Here is a 23112-nt window from a genome sequence, read left to right on the forward strand (position 1 = left end):
CCATGCACATCAAACTCACGCTCTCCCGCGGCGGAGGCACCTCGACGAACGTCGCCGTTACAGCGGATGCGACCACCTCGGTGTCGAACGTGGCCGAGGCTCTCTACACGGCCGATCCGAACAACGACGTGGAGGTCGCGCCTCCCCGGTTGACCCTGCAGGTCACCGAGACGTCGGGCCAGACCCGGGTTCTCGACCCCCAGTCGAATCTGCTCGACTCGGGAGTGCGCTCCGGCTCGACCATCGAGATCCGCCAGCACAGCGACGACTTCAACGCGCCCGGTTCCGACCGGGGCGCTGCCGCCGCAACCCTGCGCATCCTGTCGGGCCCGGATGCCGGTTCCGAATTCGCGCTGCCCTTCGGCACGAGCTACATCGGCCGTGAGCGTGGGGTGGATGTGCGACTCACCGATTCGCTCATCTCCAAACGGCACGCGCGCATCAACGTGGGCGAGACCGTCGAGATCACCGACATGAACTCGGCGAACGGCTTGCTGATGGGTGGCGAGCAGGTGGCACGCACCGTACTCAGCTCGGCGGATGTGGTCGTCTTGGGCGATACCGCGCTCTGCGTCGTGCCGCTGCAGCGTCTCGGAGGCGCCGCTCCCTCGACGCCGGTCATCGAGTTCAACCGCTCTCCGCGCGTGGTCGCCCGCTACCCCGGCGACAAGTATCCGGCGCCCGAGCCTCCCGGGCGGCCGCAGCCGCAGCGCTTTCCGATCGTCGCCCTGATCGCCCCGCTCATCATGGGTGTCGTTCTGTACGCCTTCACCCGCAACATCCTGAGCGTGGTGTTCATCGCCCTGAGCCCGCTGCTGATGATCGGTACCTACATCGATCACAAGCTCACGAGCAGGCGCCAGATGAAGGATGCGATCAAGCAGTTCACGCTGTCGCTGACCGCCTTCGTCGACAAGCTGCACGAACGTCAGCGGCTGCAGAGGGCTGTTCGTCTGGGAGAGGCACCCTCCGTCGGCGACAGCCTCGAGTCGGCCCACAGGCTGGGCCACCTGCTCTGGACGCACCGGCCGGAGCACGGCGCCTTTCTCGCCGTGCGGCTGGGCCTCGGAACTGCGCACAGCCGCGACAGCGTCACCCTGCCTCAGGCGAACGACACGCTTCCTGAGTACTGGGGCCAGCTCGAGGAGGTGGCCGAGAAGTTCTCGCTCATCGACAACGTTCCGATCGTCGCCGATCTGCGCGAATCGGGGGCCCTGGGCGTGGCCGGCAGCCTCGAACTGCGCCGCGGTGTGACTCGCGGCGTCGTCGCTCAGCTCACGGCGCTGCACTCCCCCGCCGAGCTCGTGGTCTGCGCGCTCGTCTCGCCGGCGTCTCGCGAGAGCTGGGAGTGGCTCGAATGGATGCCGCACACCGGCTCTCCGCACAGCCCCCTGGCCGGCGATCACCTCGCCGACAACCCCGGTTCCGGCCTCGCCCTGCTGTCTCGACTCGAAGAACTTGTCTCGCAACGCACGACCGGAGCGCCCAGCGCTCGCGGCGCGCTCGAGAGCCCGGACCTGCGGACCAAGAAAGACGACGAGTCCGACGTCCCTCTGCCCATCACCCCGGCTGTGATCGTCGTCATCGAAGACGACGTGCCTGTCGACCGGGGCCGGCTCAACCGCCTCGCCGAGCGGGGCGCCGACGCGAATGTGCACGTCGTCTGGTCCGCGCCATCCATCGCTCACCTTCCGGCCGCGTGTCGCAGCTTCGTGAGCGTCGATTCGGATGTCGCCGGCGGCACGGTGGGCCAGGTTCGTCTCGGCGAGCACACCTACCCCGTCGTCTGCGAGACGGTCGAGCTCGATGCGGCTCACCGCTACGCCCGCCATCTCGCGCCGGTCGTCGACGTCGGATCGCCGATCGACGACGAGTCCGATCTGCCGCGTTCGGTGTCGTACCTGTCGCTCGTCGGCCCCGAGCTCGCCGAGCAGCCGGATGCGGTCGTCGAGCGCTGGCGAGAGAGCAACTCCATCGCTCTTCGTGACGGTTCGCCTCCCGTTCGCCGCAAGAAGGAGGGCTCGCTGCGTGCCCTTGTCGGCCACAGCGGAACCGAGCCGTTCTATCTCGACATCCGCAACCAGGGCCCGCACGCCCTCGTCGGCGGAACGACCGGGGCCGGAAAGAGCGAGTTCCTGCAGTCGTGGGTGCTCGGTATGGCCGCGGCGCACTCCCCCGACCGCGCCACCTTCCTCTTCATCGACTACAAGGGAGGCGCCGCCTTCGCCGACTGCGTGGCTCTGCCCCACACCGTCGGACTCGTCACCGACCTGTCGCCGCATCTCGTTCGGCGGGCGCTCACCTCGTTGCGTGCGGAGCTGCGCTACCGCGAGCACCTGCTCAACCGCAAGAAGGCGAAAGACCTGGTCTCGCTCGAGAAGACCGGCGACCCCGAGACCCCGCCCAGCCTGCTGATCGTCGTCGACGAGTTCGCTGCCCTGGTGCAGGAGGTTCCCGAGTTCGTCGACGGCGTCGTCGACGTCGCCCAGCGTGGTCGTTCTCTCGGGCTGCACCTGATTCTCGCGACCCAGCGCCCGGCCGGTGTCATCAAAGACAATCTGCGCGCGAACACGAACCTGCGTATCGCCCTGCGCATGGCCGATGCCGAGGACTCCTCCGACATCCTCGGAACTCCGATGGCCGCCTACTTCGATCAGTCGATTCCAGGTCGCGGAGCAGCCAAGACCGGTCCTGGTCGCCTCGCCTCGTTCCAGACCGGATACGCGGGTGGGTGGACCACGAACGAGCCGCCACGTCCGCGGATCGACATCAGCGAGATGAACTTCGGCGCCGGAGCGGAGTGGGAGGTGCCGGAGGTCGAGGTCGTCGAGGCGGCCGACCCCGGGCCGAACGACATCGCGCGACTCGTCGCATCCATTCGCACGGCGGCCCGAAGGGCCGACATCCCCGACCCGCGCAAGCCGTGGCTCGACGAGCTCGCCGCCGTCTACGACTTCTCTCTGCTGCCCAACCCACGCACCGACGAGCGGCTGCTGCTCGGAGTCATCGACGAGCCTGAGAATCAGATTCAGCCGACCGTCTTCTACGAGCCCGACCGTGACGGCAACATGGCGGTCTACGGAACCGGTGGTTCGGGCAAGAGCGCCACCCTGCGCACGATCGCGGTGGCGGCGGCGGTGACGCCCCGCGGAGGCCCGGTGCACGTCTACGGCCTCGACTTCGGATCGAGCGGCCTCAGCATGCTCGAGGAGCTGCCCCATGTGGGCGCCATCATCGACGGCGACGACGAGGAGCGGGTCATCCGCCTGCTCCGGATGCTGCGCGACACTGTCGACGACCGTTCCGTGCGGTACTCGGCCGTTCGGGCGGGAAGCATCGGCGAGTACCGACGCATCGCCGGGGTTCCCGAGGAGCCACGCATCATCGTCCTGGTCGATGGCATCGGCGCCTTCCGTGAGCAGTACGAGTTCGGCGGGCACTCCGCCTGGTTCACCACGTTCGCCCAGATCGCGAGCGACGGCCGCCAGGTGGGCGTGCACATCGTGATCTCCGGAGACCGACCCAACTCCGTGCCCGCATCGCTCGGATCGACCGTGCAGCGACGACTGGTGCTGCGCATGGCCAGTGAAGACGACTATCAGCTTGTGGGCGTTCCCAAAGACACCCTCACCGCGATCTCGCCTCCGGGGCGGGGCCTGATGGGTGGCAACGAGATCCAGATCGCCGTGCTCGGAGCCGACCCGAACGTGGCGATCCAGTCGCGCGAGGTCTCGAAGCTGGCGGAAGCCATGCGGCGCCAGGGAATCCCCGAAGCGCCGCCCATCCAGAAGCTGTCCGACTCGATTCCCCTCTCGAGCCTTCCGGCCACGGCGGGCGGGCTGCCCGTGATCGCGGTGCGCGACGACAACCTCGCGCCGCTCGGCATCGCTCCACGCGGAGCGTTCATGGTGTCGGGATCGGGCCAGAGCGGTCGGTCGACGGCGCTCGCCACCATGGCCGCCGCTCTGCGACGTGCACAGCCGGGAATCCGTCTTGTTCACATCTCGCCGCGCAAGACCTCGCTCACTCCCCTGCCCTTCTGGTCGATGTCCATCTCCGACCCGACGCAGGTCACCGCGTTCGCCGACGACCTGCAGGGACAGCTCGATGCCGGAACACTGCGACCCGACTCGATCGCCATCTTCGTCGAGAACATCGGCGATCTCACGGGGACGATGGCGGAGAACGACATCGACCGCCTGATCAAGCGAGCGCTGCGCGACGACGTCTTCGTCGTCGGAGAGAGCGAGACCGCCACGTGGTCGGCGGCGTGGACGCTCGCGGGATCGTTCAAGGGCGCCAAGCGCGGCCTGCTGCTGGTTCCCGGCGAACTGGATGGCGACACGCTGCTCGGTACCTCGCTCGGCCGCTTCCGCCGCGCAGACCTGCCGCCGGGGCGCGGATTCCTGGTGCAGCAGGGGCGCATCACGAAGGTTCAGGTGGCGCTTCCCGACGCGTGACAAGGGCATGGGGAGTTCTCCCCATCGACTCCCCTCTGGGGGCGCTCTAGTCTGAACACGTGAGATCGACTCACAGGATGTAGCGAAACCGGAACCGCCGGCTCGCCAGGAAAATAAGGAGAAAACAATGGCCGTATGGGGTCTTGACGTTGACCAGGTTCGTAGCCTCGGAAAGCAGCTCAACCAGCAGTCGCAGCAGGTCCAGACGATCCTGACGACGCTCACCAGCGCACTGCAGAGCGTGCAGTGGACCGGTCCCGACGCGGAGAACTTCCGCAGCGAGTGGAGCGGAACGCACACCGCCGCCCTCAAGCAGGTCATCGCCGCACTCGAGGACGCCTCGCAGAAGGCAGCAAAGAACGCTGCCGACCAGGAGAGCACCTCGAACGCGTAGCAACTCTTCTTCTGAGGACCCGGTCTTCCGGGTTCGCAGGACTCAGGCGGGCGTCGATCATTCGACGCCCGCCTGTGGTGTTTCTCCCCTCATGAAAGGCCCCACGGCTCGATGTCGCGCACACTCACCTTCCCCAGCTCGGATGCCCCGGCTCTTCCGATCGTGTCGCTCGATGTGCCCGACGACTGGCACGTGCTCTCGACGACCGCCGCGCTGCTCGCCACGGCCAAAGAGGTCGAACAGGGCGAGTTCCGACCCAACGTCGTGGTGGCGATTTCTCGGTTCGGCTTGGGATACACGCTCGACACAGCCATTCAGGCCGTGATCGAGAAGGTCTCCTCGATAGAGGGGGTAGCCGAGTTGGGCCGCGATCGGCCGGAGGTTCTCGGCCGCGCAGGCTTCCGCATCGAGTTCAGCTATCCCGACCCGCGCGCGGGCACACTCGTCCAGGCTGTTCGACTGGCCCTCGTGTCCAACGGTCCTGCCCTCGACCTGGTGCAGGTGACGGCCACGGCGACGGCCGCCCAGGCAGTGGGGATCTGGCCAGAGATCCGTGCCATTCAGGCCAGCGCGAGCCTCTCCTGACACGTGAGAACGCCCGCTCCCTTGAGGGAGCGGGCGTTCTCATTCTCAGCGCCTCAGCGCCTCAGCGCTTCAGGTGTCAGCTTCGACGAAGGCGACGACGGGTCATTCCCATCGTCAGAGCCAGGCCGGCCGCCAGTGCGAGGCCGCCGATCATGGCGAGGCCGCCACCGTCGAATCCGGTCGCCGCGAGGCCTGATCGCGGTGAACCACTACCGCCGGCACCGTTACCGTTACCGCCTGCGCCGTTACCACCGGGAGTCGTCGGCCCGGTTGCCGTCGGAGAGTCGATCACGACCGTGTACGTCTCTGAATCATCGTCGGCGTGACCGTTGTTCGCCGTCACCGTGAAGGTGTAGCTACCCGGAGTAGTCGGCGTGCCCGTGATCTCTCCGGACGGCGACAGCGCGAGGCCCGGAGGCAGCTCGCCCGTCACGACCGTGTAGGTGGGCGTCGGCGACGTGGTCGGCGAGGTCGTGAAGTCGTACTCGTAAGGGGTACCTGTCGTGCCAGACGGTGGTGCCGCCGAGGTGATATCGGGCGCGCAGCCGGTCGGCCGGGTGATCACGTTGGTGTCGAGCGTGACTGCGCCGGTGTTTGCGAGCAGGCGGCCCTGCACGCTCGCGGCGGCATTAGCTGTGATCGATGCCTGCGCCATCACGGTGCCCACGAAGGTCGCTCCGCTGCCGATGGTGGCCGACGTTCCGACCTGCCAGAACACGTTGCAGATGCTGGCGCCCCCGGTCAGCTGCACGGTGCTGCCCACATTCATAACGAGTGAACTCGAGGCCTGGAAAACCCAGACCGACTCTGCTCCCCCGGAGAGAGTGAGCAGACCGCCCGATGAGAGGTCGAGTGCGCCGCCGGAGTAGACGCCCGGTGTGAGCACCTGGCCAGCGAGCTGAGATAGCCCGGTGGCCTGAGGTGTGAGTCCCGCGGCCGTGTTGTACGCGGCTGTCAGCGCGGACTGTGCGTCTCCTACGCCGGGATCCGTGCGGATCGTGCCGGTTCCATCGACGATCGAGCCCTCAAGCGGCGGGCCGCCGAACCCGGTGATTCCCGCGCTGCCCGTGTCGCCACTAAGACCAACGTCGCCGGTCACCGTGGTGGGTCCCGTGTTGGTGACCGTACTGGCCGCGAGAACGCCGAAGCTGGAGGCCAAGCCCAGGTTGATCGGGCCACCGGCCTCGGGCGGAAGAGCCTGAGCGCTTCCGGAGAAGCCCAGGACCATGGCGGTGCCGAGAGCGAGGCCTGCGAAACCGGCAACCGCGTAGCGATGCCGTAGAGTAGTAATGAGCATTTGTCAGACCCCCAAGGTCTTCACGGATTGACGCTTCTCGCAACCGAGCGGGAACGCGACACAAATCTCCTGCTCTGAGTAGACCATGCGGGGCGGGTTCTGCAATAGGGGCGACAAATGGTCGGCAGTGGTGTATCGCGCGCGCGGAGCCATCTGGCCTGACTCGTGAGATTCTCCGTGAGGGAGAACGTCCAGGATCGGCCACGGTAAACTAGCGGGGTTCTCGAACTCGAAAGCAGGCCGCGCGGTGACCACCCAGCCCACCCGCCTCGAGGCGCAGTCGCCCTACTGGGGTGTGCCGATCGCCCGGGCGATTCCGGCGATCGTCGTAGCCCTCGTCGTCACTTTCACGCCGAACCATTCCAGTGTCGTCGGATTGCTGGTCTTCGGAGCCTTCGCCCTCACATCCGGCCTGCTCACCGGCATCCTGACCCTGCGCGTCGTGCCCGCGGGAATGAGCCGCACCCTTCTTCTCACCCAGGCCGGTACCAGCCTCGTGGCCGGCGTGCTCGCCCTGGCACTGCAGGGCTTCGGGCTCGGGTTCCTGCTCTATCTCGTGAGCGTCTGGGCCGCGATCACCGCGATTCTCGAACTCGTGACCGGCCTGCGCTCGCGCGGTGAGGCTCCTGCCAAAGACTGGATCGCCATGGGCGGCTTCACAGGCATCCTCGCGCTGGTCTTCCTCCTCCTTCCGCTCACAGACCTCGTGGCCGTGGGCCTCTTCGGGGCATACGGAGCGGTTCTCGGAATCTACCTCGTCATCGCGGGGCTGTCGCTTCGCTGGGGCACGCAGGTCGACGCCCACAAAACAAAGGAATCCGTGACTCCGCAGGTGCAGAACCCGTGACCCAGCCATCAAAGCGCGACGTCTTCAAGCCGGTCGAACTCATCGTTCTGTCGGCGGTGCTGGCCCTTTTCGTGGGGCTGACCGTGCTGCTTTCTACTCGCAGTCCGTTGTTGGCGGTGATCTTCTTCGGGGTCGCGTTCATCGTGGTTCTTGTTGTGATCGCGATGATGGTGTTGACGTTCAAGCCGAACAAGTCGGAGCAGACGGAGCTCGACGATGACGAACTTCCGCCGTCTGGGCACTAAGCGTTTTCTGTAGGGCGCGGCTCGGGGTGTGCGTTTTCAGCTCAGACAATGGCCGTGGCTGACAACCGCTCCGCGGCGCTCGTTCCTCGCGCTGCTCCGGGTCATCAGCCACAGCCATAACTCGCAAGAAAACGCACACCCCTCCCCGCGCCGAGTTCGCTTCGTTCCCCCCGAGTTCGCTTCGCTCACCGGGTGGTGCTGCCGGGGCGCCGAGTTCGCTCCGCTCACCGGCTAGTTCGTCGTGAGGGAGATCGTTCCCTGAGCCTGTCGAAGGGCGGGGATGGGTCAGGCCGGACGGGGTTAGGCGCTGGTGTCTTTCAGGGTTTTTAGGGACTGCTGGGCCGTTCTGCGGACCTCTTTGTCGGGGTCTCGCAGGAGGGACTCCAGGGTGTCTTGGGTTGTGGGGTCGCCTGTGGATGCGAGTGCTCGGGCCGCTGCGGCGCGGACTCGTGCGTGGTCGTCTTTGGTGAGGGCGGTGAGGGCCTCCGGGGCCGCGATCGAGCGCAGAGCCGCGACCTTGGCGCACATCTCTCGTACCCGCCATGCCTGGTTGCCGAGGCCGGCGATGACGGCCGGCGCCGCGGCATCCGACCAGACGTAATTCAGAGCGCGGGCGCCCCACAGCTCAGGCCAGTAGAGCGAGGGCGCGCCAGCCAGGATGCCGTCGGCGTGAGGGCCTCCGACGACGCGCAAAAACTCCTCGCCCTCGTAGCCGCCCTCGAGCAGAGAACGCGCGCGCAGCACGACCGAGGTCTCACCCTCGCTGTCGACGGCGGCCCGGATGCGCTCTTCGAGCGACGCGGTGTGGTGGGACGGGGTCTCGCTGTCGTGTGCCATAAGACACCAAGGCTACCGCGGGCGCCCTCGGTTGCTCAGAGGATGTGCTCCACCAGAGCTGAGGAGATGCCCACATAGGTGTGCGGGGTGAGCGCGAGAAGGCGCTGCTTGGCGGCGTCGCCGATGTCGAGGCCCTCGACGAAGGTCGCCAGGTCGGTGGCCCCGATGCGCTTGCCGCGGGTGAGCTCTTTGAGCAGGGCATAGGGATCGGTGATCGATGAGCGCCCCGCTGTGATCTCGGCCCGCACCACGGTCTGGATGGCCTCCGCGAGGACCTCCCAGTTGGTGTCGAGGTCGTCGGCGAGCAGCTCGCGGTTGAGCGAGATCTGGCCGAGGCCCGCGGTGATGTTCGACAGCGCGAGCAGCGAGTGGCCGAGGGCCACGCCCACGTTGCGCTGCGTGGTCGAGTCGGTGAGGTCGCGCTGCAGGCGGCTGGTGACGAGGGTCTGCGCGAGCGAGTCGAGAAGCGCGCTCGAGAGTTCGAGGTTGGCCTCCGCGTTCTCGAACTTGATCGGGTTGATCTTGTGCGGCATCGTCGACGAGCCCGTGGCGCCCGCGACGGGGATCTGCGTGAAGTAGCCGAGCGAGATATAGGTCCACACGTCGGTGCAGAGGTTGTGCAGAATGCGGTTGCCGTGCGCGACTTGCGAGTAGAGCTCGGCCTGCCAGTCGTGCGATTCGATCTGTGTGGTGAGCGGGTTCCAGGTGAGACCGAGCGAGGTGACGAACTCGCGCGAGACCGCCTGCCAGTCGAGGTCGGCCTCGGCCGAGAGGTGTGCCGCGAATGTTCCGGTGGCGCCCGAGAACTTGCCGAGGTACTCGGCCGCCTCGACCTGCTTGCGGATGCGCTCGAGACGGTAGACCGTGACGGCCAGCTCCTTGCCCATGGTGGTGGGGGTCGCCGGCTGCCCGTGGGTGCGCGCGAGCATGGCATCGTCGCGGTACTGCACCGCCTGTGCTCGGAGTTCGTCGATGACCGCACGGAAGGCGGGCAGCCAGACCTCGGTCACGGCATCCCGGATGACCAGGGCGTAGCTGAGGTTGTTGATGTCTTCGCTGGTGGCGGCGAAGTGCGTCAGCTCGGCGATCGCGTCGAGGCCCAGTTCGCTGAGGCGGCGGCGCACGTAGTACTCCACGGCCTTCACGTCGTGCTTCGTGGTCGACTCGAGGGCGCCGAGTTCGGCGACCTCCTCATCTCCGAAGTTCGGGGCGAGCTGGCGCAGCTTGCGCTGCTTCTCGAGTTCGATCGGGGTCGAGCCGAAGAGCGAGTGGTCGGTGAGGTAGATCAGCCACTCGACCTCGACCTGGATGCGGGCGCGGTTGAGCCCCGCCTCTGACAGGAACTCGCCCAGTTCGGACACGGCCGACGCATAACGACCATCGAGGGGGCTGAGGGGCTGAGGGGAAAGAGCGCTCATAGTGCGGGGTAACTCCAGTGCTGGGCGGCCGTCGGGCCGCATCGGTCAAGCGTGGGTGGATGTCTGCGGCGCACGAAACGCCGGCTCGAGCTGGGCGAACAGGGCCGCGCAGGCTTGCTCGATGGTGGTGAGCACCGAGGCGAACGTGGCCGGGTCGGCGTAATAGGGGTCTGGAACGTCGAGTTGGCGGCCCGGGGAGGTGTCGAAGCTCGTGAGCAGTCTGATCTTCGATCTGTCGGAATCACTCGATGCCCACGAGCGGATAGCGCGCTCGTGGGTGCGATCGAGCGCGATGATCAGGTCGAGTTCGTCGAAAGACGACGAGTCGAACTGCTTGGCCCGATGCATGGATGCGTCGTAACCGCGATCAGCGAGGGCGTCGATCGTGCGCGGGTCGGCCTGCTCCCCCACGTGCCATTCGCCCGTTCCGGCGCTGGTCACCGAGACGCGATGGCCGAGGCCGGCCTTCTGGACCATGTCGCGAAGCACTATCTCGGCCATGGGAGAACGACAGATGTTGCCCGTGCAGACCATGCAGACGCGAAAGACTCCAGGGGGAATCTCGTCTCGCTCGGGGGGCATGCCTCTATCTTGGTGCAGTTTCCTCTCCTCCACATCAGCCGTCTGTTCATCGCCACTCCCCTGATACCCGTCACGGCGGCACGATGACGGATTCGGGCGATGACACTGGTGCCGTGACAGATCATCCAAACCCCCTTCTGACCCACGTGAGCGCCGCCCTCGAGCACGACAGGGCCACGGTGCAGGCGCTGAGCCTCGACCTCTGCACCGAGCTGGTGCCCGCCGTTGTGCGCGACGATGCACCTGGCTGGCAGGGCCTCGCACGACGGTCGTTCGATCTGAGGTGCGAGCACGTTGCAGCTGACGTTCGCCGCGTGTCGTCGGCGCTCGACGAGATCTCAGGAATGCTGGCGGGAGCCATCGAGAGGCTCGGAACGACCCCATGACCCCCGACACCGACGAACTCGTGGTCTCTGGCGGGGGCAGCTTTGCCGTATCGACAGACGAGATCGCGACCACCGCCTTTCGGCTGAGGTTCATCGAGACCGAGGCGCTCGCGGCTGCCGGTCGGCTGCGGGGGCTCGAGCTCTGCCTCGATCCGCTGGTGGCCGCTCAGACGCCGACCGTGCCGACGCTGGTGCTGCAGGCGGCGCACGAGCTCGAACAGGCGTCGCGCTCCGCGGGCGAGCTCGACTTCTCTCTGCGCTTGGCTGCCGAGGCGTACGGAATCGTCGAGAACGCCATGATCGACGGAATGCGTATGGCCTCCGGTGTGGTCGGCAACGTGCTCGGGCATATCGCGCCGTTCCTCCTTCTGGCCGGCGCGCCGTTTCTCGCTGCAGCAGGGTCGGGTGTGCTGGCGGGTCTCGCCTTGCGGCCGGGCACCTCGAAGAATCCTGCCGATGTCGTCGAGTGGATGCGCGAGCATCCGGAACTCGCCAACAACCCGGCCGTCGCGGCCGCCGTTCGTCTGCTCTTCTCCTCGAGCGACGACATCATCGCGGGGCTCCTCGGAGTTCCTCCCGGAGCGGGCGCCGTCATCGGCGACGATGGACTCGGTCTCTTCGGCATCAGAGAGGCCGCGGGGCTCATCCTCGTGGCGGCAGGGGTCGCGGGCGCGGGCGCGGCAGGCCGTCGGCCACTCGTCGAGACGCCCGTGCGCACGACGAGGATCGCGACGTCGCCCGTTACAGCACCTTCCAGCATCTCCGACCTGGCGTCTCGGATGCCGGTCACGAGCAGCGCTGGATCGCAGATCAAGGTCGAGAAGTACGTCGACGCCGACGGAGATCCGTCGTACATCGTCTATCTCGGCGGAACCGTCGACATGAACGCCCTGCCGACCGGTGAGGCGTTCGACATGACGAGCAATGTCACGTCGATGGGTGCGGGCGACGGCGCCTCGTACCGCGCCGCTGTCGAGGCGATGCGCGATGCGGGCATCCAGCCGGGCGACCCGGTCTTCGAGGTCGGCTACTCGCAGGGCGGCCTTCTGGCCGTGCAACTCGAGCAGTCCGGTGACTACAACGTGCAGGGCGTTGTCACCCTCGGCTCACCCGTGGGTCAACTCGAGACCGAAGCGCCCACACTTACGATCGCGCACAGCGAAGATCTCGTTCCTGCCATCGGTGGCCTCGACACGGCATCCGGTGACGACCGCGTACTGGTGCGCCGCACCCTCTACGACGATGCGCCCATCCCCACGGGCGACGCCTTTCCCTCGCACGATCTGGGCGCGTACCGCGAGACGGCAGGGCTGGTCGACGCATCGAAAGACCGCAGGGTCGAGAAGTTCATCGACGATGCAGCGCCCTTCTTGTCGGGAACAGCGCCGGGCACGGCCACCGAATATCGCGCCACGCGGGTCGAGAGGTGAGGGGCGTCGTGAGTGGCACCCCCTGTCGGCCGCGAGCAGGCCCCGTCAGTTCGGTCAGTCTTTGTCGCGGCCGGCGAGGGGGCGCAGGATCGAACCGATGATCGCCGAGAGGATGGCGAGCACGAGGGCGCCCAGAACAGCCCAGCCGAAGCCGGCCACCATCAGTCCGAACCCGAAGAGCTGCGAGAACCAGGCTGCGAGCATCAGCAGCAAAGCGTTGACCACCAGTGAGAGCAACCCGAGGGTGAGGATGTACAGAGGGAACGCGACGACGCGGATCGCCGTACCGACAATCCCGTTGACCACGCCGAAGATCAGTGCAACGAAGAGGAACGACAGGATCGTGCCGAGGGTGTCGTCTTGAAAGGGGTCGACGGTGACGCCCGTGACGATGAGCGTGGTCAGCCACAGGGCGATCGCGTTGGCCACCAGAGAGACGAGAAATCTGCGCATGCGCCCAGTATTCCAGTTCGTCGGCTAGCTCGACAGCGCCTCGTACGCTCTGTCACGGCCCGGTGTTGCGCGGAGCTCGGCGCCGAGCAGGCGGCTACGGTCACGGAGTTCCGTCGCGGTGAGGAGCGTCTGCGCTGCTGCGCGCAGTTCGTCAACCGAGGCCGTATTCGGGGCCAATGCGAGACCGTAGCCCCTCGACTCCACGGCCTCTGCGCCGGCGAACTGATCGGTCGAGAACGGCAGCACCAGCATCGGCACCCCGGCCGTCGCGGCCTCGGTGACACTGTTGTTGCCCCCGTGCGTCACCGCGAGAGCGGCGTGCTTGAGCATCGTGACCTGCGGCAGGAACTCGCGCACCAGCCACGTGTCGGGCAGCTCTCCCAGCTCTCGTCGGTCGGCTGATCCGATGGCCAGTGCCACCCGCACATCGAGTTGCCTCAGCGCGTCGGCCACTCGAGAAAGTACATCGGCGCGAACAGAGAGAAAGCTGCCGAAGCTCACGTAGACGATCGGCGCCCCTCCCGCGCTGAGCCAGGCGTCGACCTCAGGGTCAGCCGGCTCATCGCGAACGGCGGAGCCGAGAAAGGCATGCGTAGCGAGTTGCGCGGTGCGCTCCGGGTCGTGCAACTGGCCCGGGTAGTTCAGCAGCAGAGTGTCGCCGTGCTCGGCGAAGGCGTCCGACGACGAGGCGGCACTCGCATCGAGCACACCGAGCGCGTCATTCCACTGCTCGGTGAAGCGGTCGCGCACGACGATGCAGCTGGCGCGCAGACGCTCGAGCGCGTCGCTGTCGGGCTCGAAGGCCCGCGGCCACGATGTCGGATAGCCGTATACCTCTCCGGCTATGGGCAGTGCTGTCGGGTGACCGAGCACGACATCGGCGTGCTCGATGCCCGCGGCCTGCAGCGCGAGCCGGGCCGTGAAGGCGAGATGATCGACGATCACCGCATCCGGCTTCACCTCGTCGATGACCTTAAGGACGGCGCTCGCGGTATCGAGCGGTTGCCACAGCAGATCGGTCGTGCGCTGAGAGGCCTGATAGGCGAGGGTGTCGACGAGCCCCCGTCGAGTGGCATCGAAGAAGCCGCGCAGGGAGTCGTCTTCGCCCGCCGGCTGTTCCTCGGCGCGGATCGTTCCCGGATTGGAGCCGCGACCGAGTCGCAGCTCGACGGAGCGAAAACCGAACGACGACGCGATCGACGAGGTCGCTGGCCCGGATGCGACGACCACGTCGTCTCCCCTGTCGAGCCAGGCCGTGGCCAGGGTCGCGAGAGGCAGCAGGTGCGACGCGTAATCCGGGCTGATGACGAGCAGCGTCACGAGGCGTTGCCCGTGCTCGACAGAGGCAGGCCCTCGACGCGCCTGTTCGCGGCGACGTTCGTGTACACCCGCTCGAGAGCCGTAGCCATGGCCTGCACGGTGAAGCGATCCCGCACGATGCCGCGTGCCGCCGCCACCCGGTCACAATCGTCCTCGGCCGCGATTCGCACGGCCTCCGTCATGCCGCGACGCACTCCCGTGGCCGAGCCGGTGTCGACCAGAATGCCCGTGACGCCGTCGTCGACGTACGTCGCGGGACCACCCGCGTCGGGCGTCACGACGACGAGTCCCGCCGCTAGAGCTTCGAGAATCGCGATGCCGAACTCCTCTTTCAGACTGCCGCACACGTAGATGCCGGATGCGCCCACGATATCGCCCGATCCGAGTCGGGTCGCGGCGAGCCAGCGCGACACCACGTCGTTGGGACGGTGTCCGGCGAGAACGAGCCCGTCGGCTGCCTGAGGGTTCTCGCGCAGCACGCGGTCGATCGCATCGAGTTGCGACTGTTCGTCGGCGGAGGGCGAGACAAGGTCGCCGCCGACGATCACGAGGTTGCAGGTGTCGAACAGGGTGGCATCCGTCGCCCAGGCTTCGACGATGGTCGCCATACCCTTCACCCGGTGAAGGCGGCCCACGCTCAACGCGATGGGCAGGCCGCGACGGTGCTCGGGTAGGGCGGCGACCAGCTCCTCGAGCCCGTCGAGGGCGTCGTGTGCATCGAGGGCGTCTGCGCGGGCGGTGTCTGCGCGGGCGGCGTTGCGGGCCTCGACCTCGATCAGCGCATCGTCGATGGTCGCGAGGTCGATTCCCTCGGGCACCACGGTGTAGCGCTCGGGTGACTCGTCGATATCGATGCCCAGCAGCTCCTGCAGTTCGGCACGCAACGCGGGCCGGGGAAACAGCACGATGTGATCGGAGTCGGCGGCAAGACGCTGCACGAGCCGGTGCCGGAACCAGTAGTGCTCCTGCTCGTCGATGTCACCGAAGTTGGCTGCGGTCAGCGAGCCCGCGACGTCGAGTGCGCGGATGACTCCGTGAGGATCGGGCGCCAGCGTGAAGACCACGGGGATGCCCAACTCGCGGGCCACGCTCGACGCGGCCATGCTGCCGACATCGGCCATCCGCAGATGAAGAACGTCGACAGGGCCCAGGGCCGTGAGCGCGCGACGGATGCCGCGCTCGGCCGCGACCCTGGTGTGCCACGAGCGGGCTTGCGGGCTCGGCTCCGACAGAAGGGGAACGGGAACGAAGTCGTGGTCGGCGCCGGTGCGCGCTGCGAGGTCGAGCAGGCTGTCGGCGGCGGCGCCGGCGTCTCCTCGAGACATGGTGAGCACGCGGTCGATGCCGTCGAGGTTCGCCAGGGCGTCTCCGAGGCGCACGAGCAGCGTCGCCACTCCCCCGTTGTCTCCGGCGCCGGCGCGTGTGAGTCCACGGTCGATATCGGCGTGAAGAAAGAGCTGGGCGACCGTGAGGCCGTCGCCGAGTCGGATGGCGGCGGGCGCGTCCCCGAGGTCGATCAGGGCCAACCGTGCCGCATGGGCGATCGTCCGCGATCCCGTCGCGTCGGCATCGCTGTCGACCGAGGCGAGGTCACGCACGAGAATGAGTCCACGCTCGTCGCCTCGGCGGTCACCGAGTCCGGCGATCGCGGCGATCCGCACGTCATCGTGCTCGGAGGTGTCGGACGCTATCTCGCGCAGAGCCCGTCCGGCGACCCGTCCGGAGACGAGTCCCAGCGTTTCGACGAGCCGGGTGCGGACGTCACTCGCGCGCTCTGCGACCAGCGCGCCCTCGAGGGCCAACGCGACGTGATCCGGGGCCGACACGCCCCACTGCTGCAGCGTGCGTTGCGCGAGCATGCCGGTGAAGCCCGCCTGCACGACGCAGGCGACGAGACGCGACACGGCATCCAAGCGCGGAAGCCGGCTGCCGAACGCCCAGGCGGCGTGTTCTCTCAGGAACGCCCGGTTACTCGAGAGCAGCTCGGACAGCGCGTCGTCAGCCTCGTCGTCGAAGACCCGGCCGAGCGCGTGCACGGCGGCTATCGCCACGAGCTGGTTCTGCTCGTCGTCGATGGTGCGACGCAGGATGCCGACCGCCTGGCGACCGCCCGCCCGCGATGCGGTCAGCGCGAGATCATCGGCGGCGCGCACCACATCGAGGAGGAAAGGAGTTCGACGAAGACGGTCGAGGGCGGCGGTCAGTTCCATCGATGCGGTGTTTCCATGGTGCGGGTGATCCGAATTCGTGAGTATGAGATGTCGCGGGTCTATTCGGAGCCGTCGCTGCGACGGATCGGACTCGAACTCTTCGAGTACACGCGACTTCGATTCGCGCTGCAATGCCATTGACAGGCGCTTGCTCACCACACACGAGAAGTCGTGCATGTGCGAAGGTGGATGTTATGGCACGCATGCAGGACGCCTCGGCCAGGGCGGGCGACGTTATAGAACGCAATCATGTGCGGATCTCCGGGGCTGAGGACGCTCCGGTGCTGGTGCTCGCTCACGGCTTCGGCTGCGACCAGACCATGTACTCGCGCCTCCTGCCCCATTTCGAAGGCCGGTTCCGGGTCGTCCTGTTCGACCACGTGGGCTCGGGCAGATCGTCTCTCTCCCACTACGACGCCGTGAAGTACTCGACTCTGGATCAGTATGTCGACGACCTCCTCGAACTCTGCGATGCCTTGCACCTGACCGACGTGACCCTGATCGCCCACAGCTTCTCTGCGATGCTCGCTATCGCGGCGGCCGTGAAGTCACCCGAGATCTTCCGTGATCTCGTGCTCCTCGCACCGACGCCGTCGTACATCGACGACGCCGACGCCGACTACGAGGGCGGGTTCAGTCGCGCCGACATCGACGGACTCATGGAGTCGCTCGACGACAACCATCTGGCCTGGGCCGCGATGATGGCGCCGGTGATCATGAAGAACCCCGAGGTGCCCCAACTGACCGACGAGCTCGAGCAGAGCTTCTGCCGCCTCGATCCTCTGGTGATGCGCTCGTTCGCCCGGGTGGCCTTCCTCTCAGACGTGCGCCCGCTGCTGCCGCGGGTCGAGGTGCCGACCCTGATCGTGCAGTGCACGAACGACTCTCTCGCTCCACTCCATGTGGGCGACTACATGGAGGCGCACATGCCCCGAGCGCGGGTCGTCGTTCTCGAGGCGGAGGGGCATGTGCCCCAGGTGAGTGCTCCGGAAGAGACGTCCCGCGCGATCCTGCAGTTTCTGGCCGAGCGCTGATCATGCCGACACAGGGTGCGGTGCAGATCGACTACGAGACGCTCTTCCGATCGGGGCCGGGTGCAATCGTGATCACGGATTCGAGCAACACGATCGTGCAGGTCAACGATCACATGCTCACGTGGACAGGATTCTCCCGGGAGGAACTGGTCGGAACGTCTCTCACCCGACTCCTCCCGCCGGCCGACCGCATCCTGTTCTCGGCGCGCACCGTGCCGCTGCTCTACCTCGAAGGGCGCGTCTCAGACATGTCGTTCAGTGTGCTGGGCAAAAACCGCGAGGCGCTGGCCGTTCACCTCTCGGCCTCACGGGTGAACAAGGGCCCCGAGACGAAGACGCAGAAAGGGGCTTCGCTCGTCGGCATGACGGTCTTTCTCTTCACTCCTCGCAGGGAGCGCACGGCAGAGGAGCAACACGTCATCAGCGCGGTGCGTCACGCCGAGAAATCAGACGTGCTGAGGCGTGAGGCGGAAGACGATCTCGCGCAATCGGCACAGTTCGACGCCTTGACTTCTCTACTGAGTCGAGAGGGTCTCATGCCTCGATTCAGCAGCCTCGTGAGCTCCGCGCCGTCAGAGAGAGAGCTCGTCACCATCGCTCTCGGCCTCGATCACTTCAGGGTCGTGAACGAGAGTTTGGGGCAGGCCGCCGGTGACCAGGTCTTGAGAGCGATCGCGCAACGACTCGCGGGTCTCGCCGAGGAAGGATTTCTCTGCGCGAGAGTCGGGGGCGACGAGTTCGTGGTGGTCGGATCAGGTCGCGGCCGCGGCGTGCCCCTGGCAGAGCGGATCCTGGAACTCGTCAGCGGTGCGATCAGGGTCGACGACCTCGACATCGTGGTGACGGCGAGCGTGGGGGTGTCGACCGCCGCCACGTCAGGAGCCGAAGGCGATCGGCCCGCGAGCTTCGCGCACCTCGCCGAGCTGCACGTGCGCCAGGCCACAACGGCCATGTACAAAGCGAAGGCGACGGGCCGCAACCGCTGGAAACGCTTCACCTCTGTGGGGGACGACTCGGCCGTCAATGAGATCAGGCTGCTGGGCGAGATCCGCAACGGGCTCGCGGAAGCCCAGTTTCGCCTCGACTATCAACCCCAGCTCCACGTCGAGACGGGGCGACTGCACGGCTACGAGGCGCTGATGCGCTGGCATCATCCCGACCGCGGGCTGATCGGACCTGCAGGCTTCATCGATGTGGCCGAGAGGTCTGGTCTCGTGAATCAATTGGGCGCGTGGGCGTGCCGCACGGCCATCGACAGATGCGTGCGGCTCAACGCGGCCCCCGACGCGCTGCCCGTGACCATGTCTGTGAACGTCTCGGCCCGCCAGCTGGGTGATCCACGGCTCGCGGAGATGATCGGCGAGTTATTGGCCGAGAGTGGCCTCGACCCCGCTCTGCTCACGCTCGAGATCACCGAAAGCGGGTTGATCACCGACAGCCCGAGCGCTCATCGAAACCTCGAATTGCTGCACAGCCACGGCGTTCGACTCTCGATCGACGATTTCGGAACCGGCTACGCGGGATTCGCCTACCTCAAGGACTTTCCCGTCGACGAATTGAAGATCGATGGCTCGTTCGTCTCGGGGCTGGGCGTCTCGGCCGAGGACACCGCCATCGTCGCCAGCTGCATCGACATCGGCCATGCCATGGGGATGAGTGTGGTCGCCGAAGGCATCGAGACTCGCGAGCAGTTGGAGCGGCTCACCGAGATGGGATGCGACATCATTCAGGGCTACTTCTATTCGATGCCGCTGGCCGACGAAGCTCTGGAGTCATGGCAACCGCCGGTGAGCTGATCAGGCTGATAGAGATGCGCAGGCTGTAGCGTCATGCGTATGCCCGTCACCGACGCTCCGATTCCTCCGTACGACGGGCCTCGCGGCATCCTGCACGCCGACAGGCACGACGTGGCCGCCCGACTGTTCGTCGTCACATTCCTCAAGAGGAATACATCTACGTTGCCCCGAGTGGACTTCGAGGTCGTCGGAATGGCGGGCCTCCAGGGCGAACTCGCCGAGCTCGGCGGGTATTCCATGGGCTCGTTCACCCTCTTCGCGACAAGGCAGCCCTGGGCTATCACGACCCAGCTGGCGCTCGAGTGCGTTCTCATCTGGGAGCGGGCGTCGATAGCCGCGCGCTACGGAGACCAGGTGGTCGTGCTCGAACCGGGCATGCGCATCCTCGTGTCGAGCGAGCCGGAGGCCGCAGCCGACCGGGCGATGGCGAGAATCAGGCCCATCTCGTGAGTGCCGAGAACAGCCCACGGGATTTCACGGACTTCTGGCACCGCGCCGGGGTGCGGGCCACGGTGGTGCTCATCATCTTCGCCGTCGTCTTCACGGTCACCGGCATTGCCGGATCGTGGGTGTTCGCCCCCGCGATCGGCTGGATCGCTGCCGCCGGCACCTTCACCGTGTGGGTATGGCTGTCAGTGCTGCGATTGAGTGCCGCCGACACTGCTGCTCACGCGAGCAGAGAGGATCCCTCGCAACGCATGGCGCAGACGCTGTTGATCCTGGCGAGCATCGCCAGCTTCGGTGCGATCGCGCTGTTGTTGATCGAGGCTGGCAAGCTCGGCGAGAGAGCCACGCTGGGCCTTGTCGCGACCGCCTTGGCCACGCTGGCAGCCTCGTGGTGGCTGGTGCACACCGTGTACACGCTGCGCTACGCGGGGTTCTACTATCGCGCCGGCGGGGCCGGCATCGAGTTCAACCAGAAGGAGCCGCCGCGCTATCTCGACTTCGCGTATCTGGCATTCACTCTAGGAATGACCTTCCAGGTCTCCGATACCAACATCACGAGCTCCGTGCTGCGGGCGGAAGCGTTGCGACACGCTCTGTTGTCGTTCCTGCTCGGGGTCGTGGTCGTGGCGTCGACCATCAATCTCGTGTCGAGCCTGCTGAACTAAGCCACACTCCGCGCGGGGCCGGTCGACGCTCGTTCGATCAACTCGGGGAGTGATTGCGGCAGCTCGGTCGAGCGGTCACCCTCGATGCGCGCGAGCAGTGTGCTGAGCATGTCACGGCCGATCGTCTCGAAGTCCTGGCGCACCGTGGTGAGCGGTGGAGTCACATATGCCGCTTCGGGAATGTCATCGAAGCCGATAATGCTCATGTCGGCGGGCACGGTGAGCCCACGTTCGTTGAGCGCGTGGATCAGACCGATCGACATCTGGTCGTTCGCGGCGAAGATGGCGGTGAGTCCCGTGAGATCGCAGGCTTCGCCGAATCGGTGTCCGGATGAGGGGGACCAGTCGCCCACACCGATCACCCGGGCCGACAGGTCGTTCGCGCCGAGTTCGTCTCGCCATCCGCGCTCGCGCTCTCGCGCGTCGACCGAGTCGGCCGGGCCGGCGAGGTGCGCGATTCCGCGGTGGCCCAGGGCGATGAGGTGCCGCACGGCGTTGCGCGCTCCGTTGTACTGGTCGGCGCCGACCGTGGCGAGACCGACGTGGGGAGTCGCTTCGAGGGCCACGAGGGGAATCGTCAATTCCATGCCGGCAACGACGTCGACCGACCCTTCGTGGCCGGAGATGACGGCGATGCCCTCGACGTTCTGCCGGAGGAAGGCCTCGACCGCCCCTCGGATGGATCCGGGATCGCTGTCGGTCATGTTTGCGGTGAAGACCGACCAGCGAGCGTCGCGTGCCGCGGCATTGAAGTACAGAACCGTAGACGACGGCCCGAACTCCGGCCCGCCCGTGGCGATCAGCCCGATTGTTCTCGATCGTCGAGTGACGAGGGCCCGCGCCGCGGGGGAGGGCACGTAGCGAAGCTTCTTGATCGCCTCTTCGACGCGTACGCGGGTGGAGGATCGGACGTTCGGCAGGTCGTTGACCACTCGCGAGACCGTCTGATGTGACACGCCCGCCAGTCGGGCCACGTCGAAGATCGTCGCTTGGCGCGGCGCCTCTTCCGTCACGTAGTCCACCTTATCCAGCGCCACGCCCGTGATCGTGTCGTGAATCGAACACTAGCCGACCCACGCTGTGGCTCAGTCATCATCACCGTCGCCCGAGTTCTCGGCGATGATGGTGAGCAGTCTCGCCACCGTGAGGTCGTGGTTCTCGAGGTCGGCGACTTTTCTCTTGTCGCGCAGGATCGCGATGCGGTGGCTGATGCGCAGCACCTCTTCGAGTTCGGCCGAGATGAAGACGACAGACAGCCCGTTGTCTGCGAGGTCGGAGACGAGCGTCTGGATCTCGGCCTTGGCGCCGACGTCGATGCCACGGGTCGGCTCGTCGAGGACGAGGAGGCGCGGCGCAATGGCGAGCCAGCGCGCGAGCAGGACTTTCTGCTGATTTCCTCCCGACAGCGTCGCCATCAGCGCATCGGGGTCGGCAGGGCGGATGTTCATGGCCTGGATGTAGCTGGCGGCCAGTTCGTCTTGACGACGGCGGGGGATGCGCCGGAACCATCCCATGTCGGCCTGCAAGGCGAGAGCGATGTTGTCGCGCACCGACAGATCGCCGATGATGCCCTCGGTGCGCCGATTCTCGGATGCGTACGCGATGCGATTCTGCATGGCCTTGCGCGGATTCGTGAGGCGTTCGGCCCGGCCGTCGACGAGGAGTTCCCCGCTGTCGGCGCGGTCGATTCCCGATAGGAGGCGCGCGAGTTCGGTACGCCCGGAGCCGAGAAGCCCTGCGATGCCCACGACCTCGCCTTCGTAGACCCGCAGATCGAAGGCCTCGATCGCCCCTCTGCGGCCCAGGCCTATGGCGCTGATCAGGGGTTCTTCATCAGAGAGGCCCTCTTCGACATCGCTGTTGCTGGTGTGCTCGCGAATCGTCGCCAACGCGGGCAGGTCTTTGCCGACCATCTTCTGCACCAGGTCGATGCGCAGAAGGTCGGGGGTCAGGTACTCGCCGACGAGTCGCCCGTCGCGCAGAACCGTGATGCGGTCGGAGATCTCGTAGACCTGATCGAGGAAGTGCGAGATGAAGAGAATGGCGACGCCAGACTCTTTGAGGCCCGCGATGATGCGGAACAGCTCTGTCACTTCGTCGTTGTCGAGGCTGGATGTCGGCTCGTCGAGTACGAGAACGCGTGCGTCGACGTAGATGGCCCGGGCGATGGCGATGAGTTGCTGGATCGCGGGGGAGTGGTCGGCGAGCATCGACCGCGGATCGACGTCGAGGCGCATGGTCGCGAGGAGCTCACGCGTGCGGGCATGGGCCAAGCGCCAATCGATGCCGCCGAAACGTGTGCGCGGCTCACGGCCCAGCATCACGTTCTCCGTGACGGTGAGATTGGGTAGGAGGTTGACCTCCTGGTAGACGGTGCTGATTCCTGCGCGCTGGGCTGCGCCGGGAGTCGAGAAGGACACCGTTCGGCCGTCCATCTCGATCGTTCCGCCGTGGATCTGCTGAACACCCGTGAGAGCTTTGATCAGAGTGCTTTTTCCGGCGCCGTTCTCGCCCATGAGGGAATGGACTTCGCCCGGAAACAAGCGGAAGTCGACGCCGTCGAGAGCTCGTGTGGCGGTGAACGTGACAGATACATCGGTGAAGCGGATGACGGGCTCTGCCTCGTTCACACTCGCCTCCATCGAGGAGTCGTCACGGGGGAACCTCCTCGTTCGTGCACGCGAGGACGCGTGCTCCCAGTGGGAA

General features: G+C 66.6%; 20 protein-coding genes. 11 read left to right on the forward strand and 9 right to left on the reverse strand.

Going from position 1 to position 23112, the window contains the following annotated elements:
- Positions 1-2: 2 nt before the first annotated feature.
- The 3 genes from CCK87_RS17740 to CCK87_RS17750 all read left to right on the forward strand — a co-directional run bounded on the left by CCK87_RS17740 (position 3) and on the right by CCK87_RS17750 (position 5439).
- Complete coding sequence (locus CCK87_RS17740) at positions 3-4460, forward strand: FtsK/SpoIIIE domain-containing protein (RefSeq protein ID WP_086462740.1); 4458 nt, start codon at positions 3-5, stop codon at positions 4458-4460.
- 127 nt (positions 4461-4587) lie between these two features.
- Positions 4588-4854 (forward strand): WXG100 family type VII secretion target, encoded by a 267-nt coding sequence (locus tag CCK87_RS17745; RefSeq protein ID WP_044441009.1) that lies wholly within the window; start codon positions 4588-4590, stop codon positions 4852-4854.
- A gap of 111 nt (positions 4855-4965) precedes the next feature.
- A complete protein-coding gene (locus CCK87_RS17750) occupies positions 4966-5439 on the forward strand; it encodes an LpqN/LpqT family lipoprotein (RefSeq protein WP_086462741.1) in 474 nt (157 codons plus the stop codon).
- Between the two features lie 76 nt (positions 5440-5515).
- On the opposite strand, the gene CCK87_RS17755 is transcribed toward CCK87_RS17750, so the two are convergent.
- Positions 5516-6736 carry an ice-binding family protein gene (locus CCK87_RS17755; RefSeq protein WP_086462742.1) on the reverse strand — a complete coding sequence of 407 codons (1221 nt, stop codon included), beginning with the start codon at positions 6734-6736 and terminating at the stop codon, positions 5516-5518.
- A gap of 247 nt (positions 6737-6983) precedes the next feature.
- Here CCK87_RS17755 and CCK87_RS17765 point away from each other — a divergent pair, with 247 nt between their 5' ends.
- On the forward strand, positions 6984-7583 hold the full coding sequence (locus CCK87_RS17765; RefSeq protein ID WP_086462744.1) for a DUF308 domain-containing protein: 600 nt from the start codon (positions 6984-6986) through the stop codon (positions 7581-7583).
- Positions 7580-7828: a hypothetical protein gene (locus tag CCK87_RS17770; RefSeq protein ID WP_249273977.1), complete on the forward strand. Its 249-nt coding sequence runs from the start codon at positions 7580-7582 to the stop codon at positions 7826-7828. Before CCK87_RS17765 ends, CCK87_RS17770 begins: the two co-directional genes overlap by 4 nt.
- A gap of 300 nt (positions 7829-8128) precedes the next feature.
- Here the strand turns inward: CCK87_RS17770 and CCK87_RS17775 are convergent, their stop codons facing one another.
- From CCK87_RS17775 to CCK87_RS17785, 3 genes are read right to left on the reverse strand one after another with little or no spacing between them, the layout of a single operon-like run.
- Positions 8129-8665, reverse strand: coding sequence for a HEAT repeat domain-containing protein (locus CCK87_RS17775; RefSeq protein WP_086462746.1), 537 nt, complete (start codon positions 8663-8665; stop codon positions 8129-8131).
- Positions 8666-8700: 35 nt separating this feature from the next.
- Entirely contained in the window at positions 8701-10083 is a 1383-nt protein-coding gene (purB, locus tag CCK87_RS17780) for an adenylosuccinate lyase (RefSeq protein ID WP_086462747.1), read from the reverse strand.
- Positions 10084-10128: 45 nt separating this feature from the next.
- Positions 10129-10665 (reverse strand): low molecular weight protein-tyrosine-phosphatase, encoded by a 537-nt coding sequence (locus tag CCK87_RS17785; protein WP_086462748.1) that lies wholly within the window; start codon positions 10663-10665, stop codon positions 10129-10131.
- A gap of 113 nt (positions 10666-10778) precedes the next feature.
- Between CCK87_RS17785 and CCK87_RS17790 the strand changes: the two genes are divergently transcribed.
- Together CCK87_RS17790 and CCK87_RS17795 are read left to right on the forward strand one after the other, a co-directional pair.
- Positions 10779-11051, forward strand: coding sequence for a hypothetical protein (locus CCK87_RS17790; RefSeq protein WP_140162921.1), 273 nt, complete (start codon positions 10779-10781; stop codon positions 11049-11051).
- Positions 11048-12481: a hypothetical protein gene (locus tag CCK87_RS17795; protein ID WP_086462750.1), complete on the forward strand. Its 1434-nt coding sequence runs from the start codon at positions 11048-11050 to the stop codon at positions 12479-12481. Before CCK87_RS17790 ends, CCK87_RS17795 begins: the two co-directional genes overlap by 4 nt.
- Before the next feature lie 54 nt (positions 12482-12535).
- On the opposite strand, the gene CCK87_RS17800 is transcribed toward CCK87_RS17795, so the two are convergent.
- Genes CCK87_RS17800 through CCK87_RS17810 form a run of 3 tightly spaced genes read right to left on the reverse strand, consistent with a single transcriptional unit; the run spans position 12536 to position 16464 of the window.
- A complete protein-coding gene (locus CCK87_RS17800) occupies positions 12536-12934 on the reverse strand; it encodes a phage holin family protein (protein ID WP_086462751.1) in 399 nt (132 codons plus the stop codon).
- A 24-nt stretch (positions 12935-12958) separates the two neighbouring features.
- Positions 12959-14254, reverse strand: a complete 1296-nt coding sequence (locus tag CCK87_RS17805; protein WP_086462752.1) for a glycosyltransferase — start codon at positions 14252-14254, stop codon at positions 12959-12961.
- The gene (locus tag CCK87_RS17810) at positions 14251-16464 is read right to left on the reverse strand and encodes a glycosyltransferase (protein ID WP_086462790.1); all 2214 of its coding nucleotides are present in this window, start codon (positions 16462-16464) and stop codon (positions 14251-14253) included. Before CCK87_RS17810 ends, CCK87_RS17805 begins: the two co-directional genes overlap by 4 nt.
- A 194-nt stretch (positions 16465-16658) precedes the next feature.
- Between CCK87_RS17810 and CCK87_RS17815 the strand changes: the two genes are divergently transcribed.
- Genes CCK87_RS17815 through CCK87_RS17830 form a run of 4 tightly spaced genes read left to right on the forward strand, consistent with a single transcriptional unit; the run spans position 16659 to position 20406 of the window.
- On the forward strand, positions 16659-17498 hold the full coding sequence (locus CCK87_RS17815) for an alpha/beta hydrolase (protein ID WP_349290002.1): 840 nt from the start codon (positions 16659-16661) through the stop codon (positions 17496-17498).
- Between the two features lie 2 nt (positions 17499-17500).
- Positions 17501-19294, forward strand: a complete 1794-nt coding sequence (locus CCK87_RS17820; protein WP_086462753.1) for a GGDEF domain-containing phosphodiesterase — start codon at positions 17501-17503, stop codon at positions 19292-19294.
- A gap of 39 nt (positions 19295-19333) precedes the next feature.
- Positions 19334-19744 carry a hypothetical protein gene (locus CCK87_RS17825; RefSeq protein WP_086462754.1) on the forward strand — a complete coding sequence of 137 codons (411 nt, stop codon included), beginning with the start codon at positions 19334-19336 and terminating at the stop codon, positions 19742-19744.
- Entirely contained in the window at positions 19741-20406 is a 666-nt protein-coding gene (locus CCK87_RS17830) for a DUF1345 domain-containing protein (RefSeq protein WP_249273978.1), read from the forward strand. The genes CCK87_RS17825 and CCK87_RS17830 overlap by 4 nt, the downstream gene beginning before the upstream one ends.
- Here the strand turns inward: CCK87_RS17830 and CCK87_RS17835 are convergent.
- Positions 20403-21443, reverse strand: coding sequence for a LacI family DNA-binding transcriptional regulator (locus CCK87_RS17835; protein WP_212638261.1), 1041 nt, complete (start codon positions 21441-21443; stop codon positions 20403-20405). The two genes, CCK87_RS17830 and CCK87_RS17835, sit on opposite strands and share 4 nt — an antisense overlap.
- A gap of 48 nt (positions 21444-21491) precedes the next feature.
- The gene (locus CCK87_RS17840) at positions 21492-23048 is read right to left on the reverse strand and encodes a sugar ABC transporter ATP-binding protein (RefSeq protein WP_086462755.1); all 1557 of its coding nucleotides are present in this window, start codon (positions 23046-23048) and stop codon (positions 21492-21494) included.
- Positions 23049-23112 lie beyond the last annotated feature (64 nt).

It is taken from the genome of Agreia sp. VKM Ac-1783 (genome assembly GCF_900177765.1).
Taxonomy (GTDB): domain Bacteria; phylum Actinomycetota; class Actinomycetes; order Actinomycetales; family Microbacteriaceae; genus Agreia.

What these genes read in the sequence shown, in the direction of transcription:
- CCK87_RS17775 (WP_086462746.1), bottom strand. Translation starts at nt 8,665, where the DNA reads ATGGCACACGACAGCGAGACCCCGTCCCACCACACCGCGTCGCTCGAA.
- CCK87_RS17820 (WP_086462753.1), top strand. Translation starts at nt 17,501, where the DNA reads ATGCCGACACAGGGTGCGGTGCAGATCGACTACGAGACGCTCTTCCGA.
- CCK87_RS17815 (WP_349290002.1), top strand. Translation starts at nt 16,659, where the DNA reads ATGGCACGCATGCAGGACGCCTCGGCCAGGGCGGGCGACGTTATAGAA.
- CCK87_RS17745 (WP_044441009.1), top strand. Translation starts at nt 4,588, where the DNA reads ATGGCCGTATGGGGTCTTGACGTTGACCAGGTTCGTAGCCTCGGAAAG.
- CCK87_RS17825 (WP_086462754.1), top strand. Translation starts at nt 19,334, where the DNA reads ATGCCCGTCACCGACGCTCCGATTCCTCCGTACGACGGGCCTCGCGGC.
- CCK87_RS17795 (WP_086462750.1), top strand. Translation starts at nt 11,048, where the DNA reads ATGACCCCCGACACCGACGAACTCGTGGTCTCTGGCGGGGGCAGCTTT.
- CCK87_RS17750 (WP_086462741.1), top strand. Translation starts at nt 4,966, where the DNA reads ATGTCGCGCACACTCACCTTCCCCAGCTCGGATGCCCCGGCTCTTCCG.
- CCK87_RS17740 (WP_086462740.1), top strand. Translation starts at nt 3, where the DNA reads ATGCACATCAAACTCACGCTCTCCCGCGGCGGAGGCACCTCGACGAAC.
- CCK87_RS17785 (WP_086462748.1), bottom strand. Translation starts at nt 10,665, where the DNA reads ATGCCCCCCGAGCGAGACGAGATTCCCCCTGGAGTCTTTCGCGTCTGC.
- CCK87_RS17755 (WP_086462742.1), bottom strand. Translation starts at nt 6,736, where the DNA reads ATGCTCATTACTACTCTACGGCATCGCTACGCGGTTGCCGGTTTCGCA.
- purB (WP_086462747.1), bottom strand. Translation starts at nt 10,083, where the DNA reads ATGAGCGCTCTTTCCCCTCAGCCCCTCAGCCCCCTCGATGGTCGTTAT.
- CCK87_RS17840 (WP_086462755.1), bottom strand. Translation starts at nt 23,048, where the DNA reads ATGGAGGCGAGTGTGAACGAGGCAGAGCCCGTCATCCGCTTCACCGAT.
- CCK87_RS17800 (WP_086462751.1), bottom strand. Translation starts at nt 12,934, where the DNA reads ATGCGCAGATTTCTCGTCTCTCTGGTGGCCAACGCGATCGCCCTGTGG.
- CCK87_RS17810 (WP_086462790.1), bottom strand. Translation starts at nt 16,464, where the DNA reads ATGGAACTGACCGCCGCCCTCGACCGTCTTCGTCGAACTCCTTTCCTC.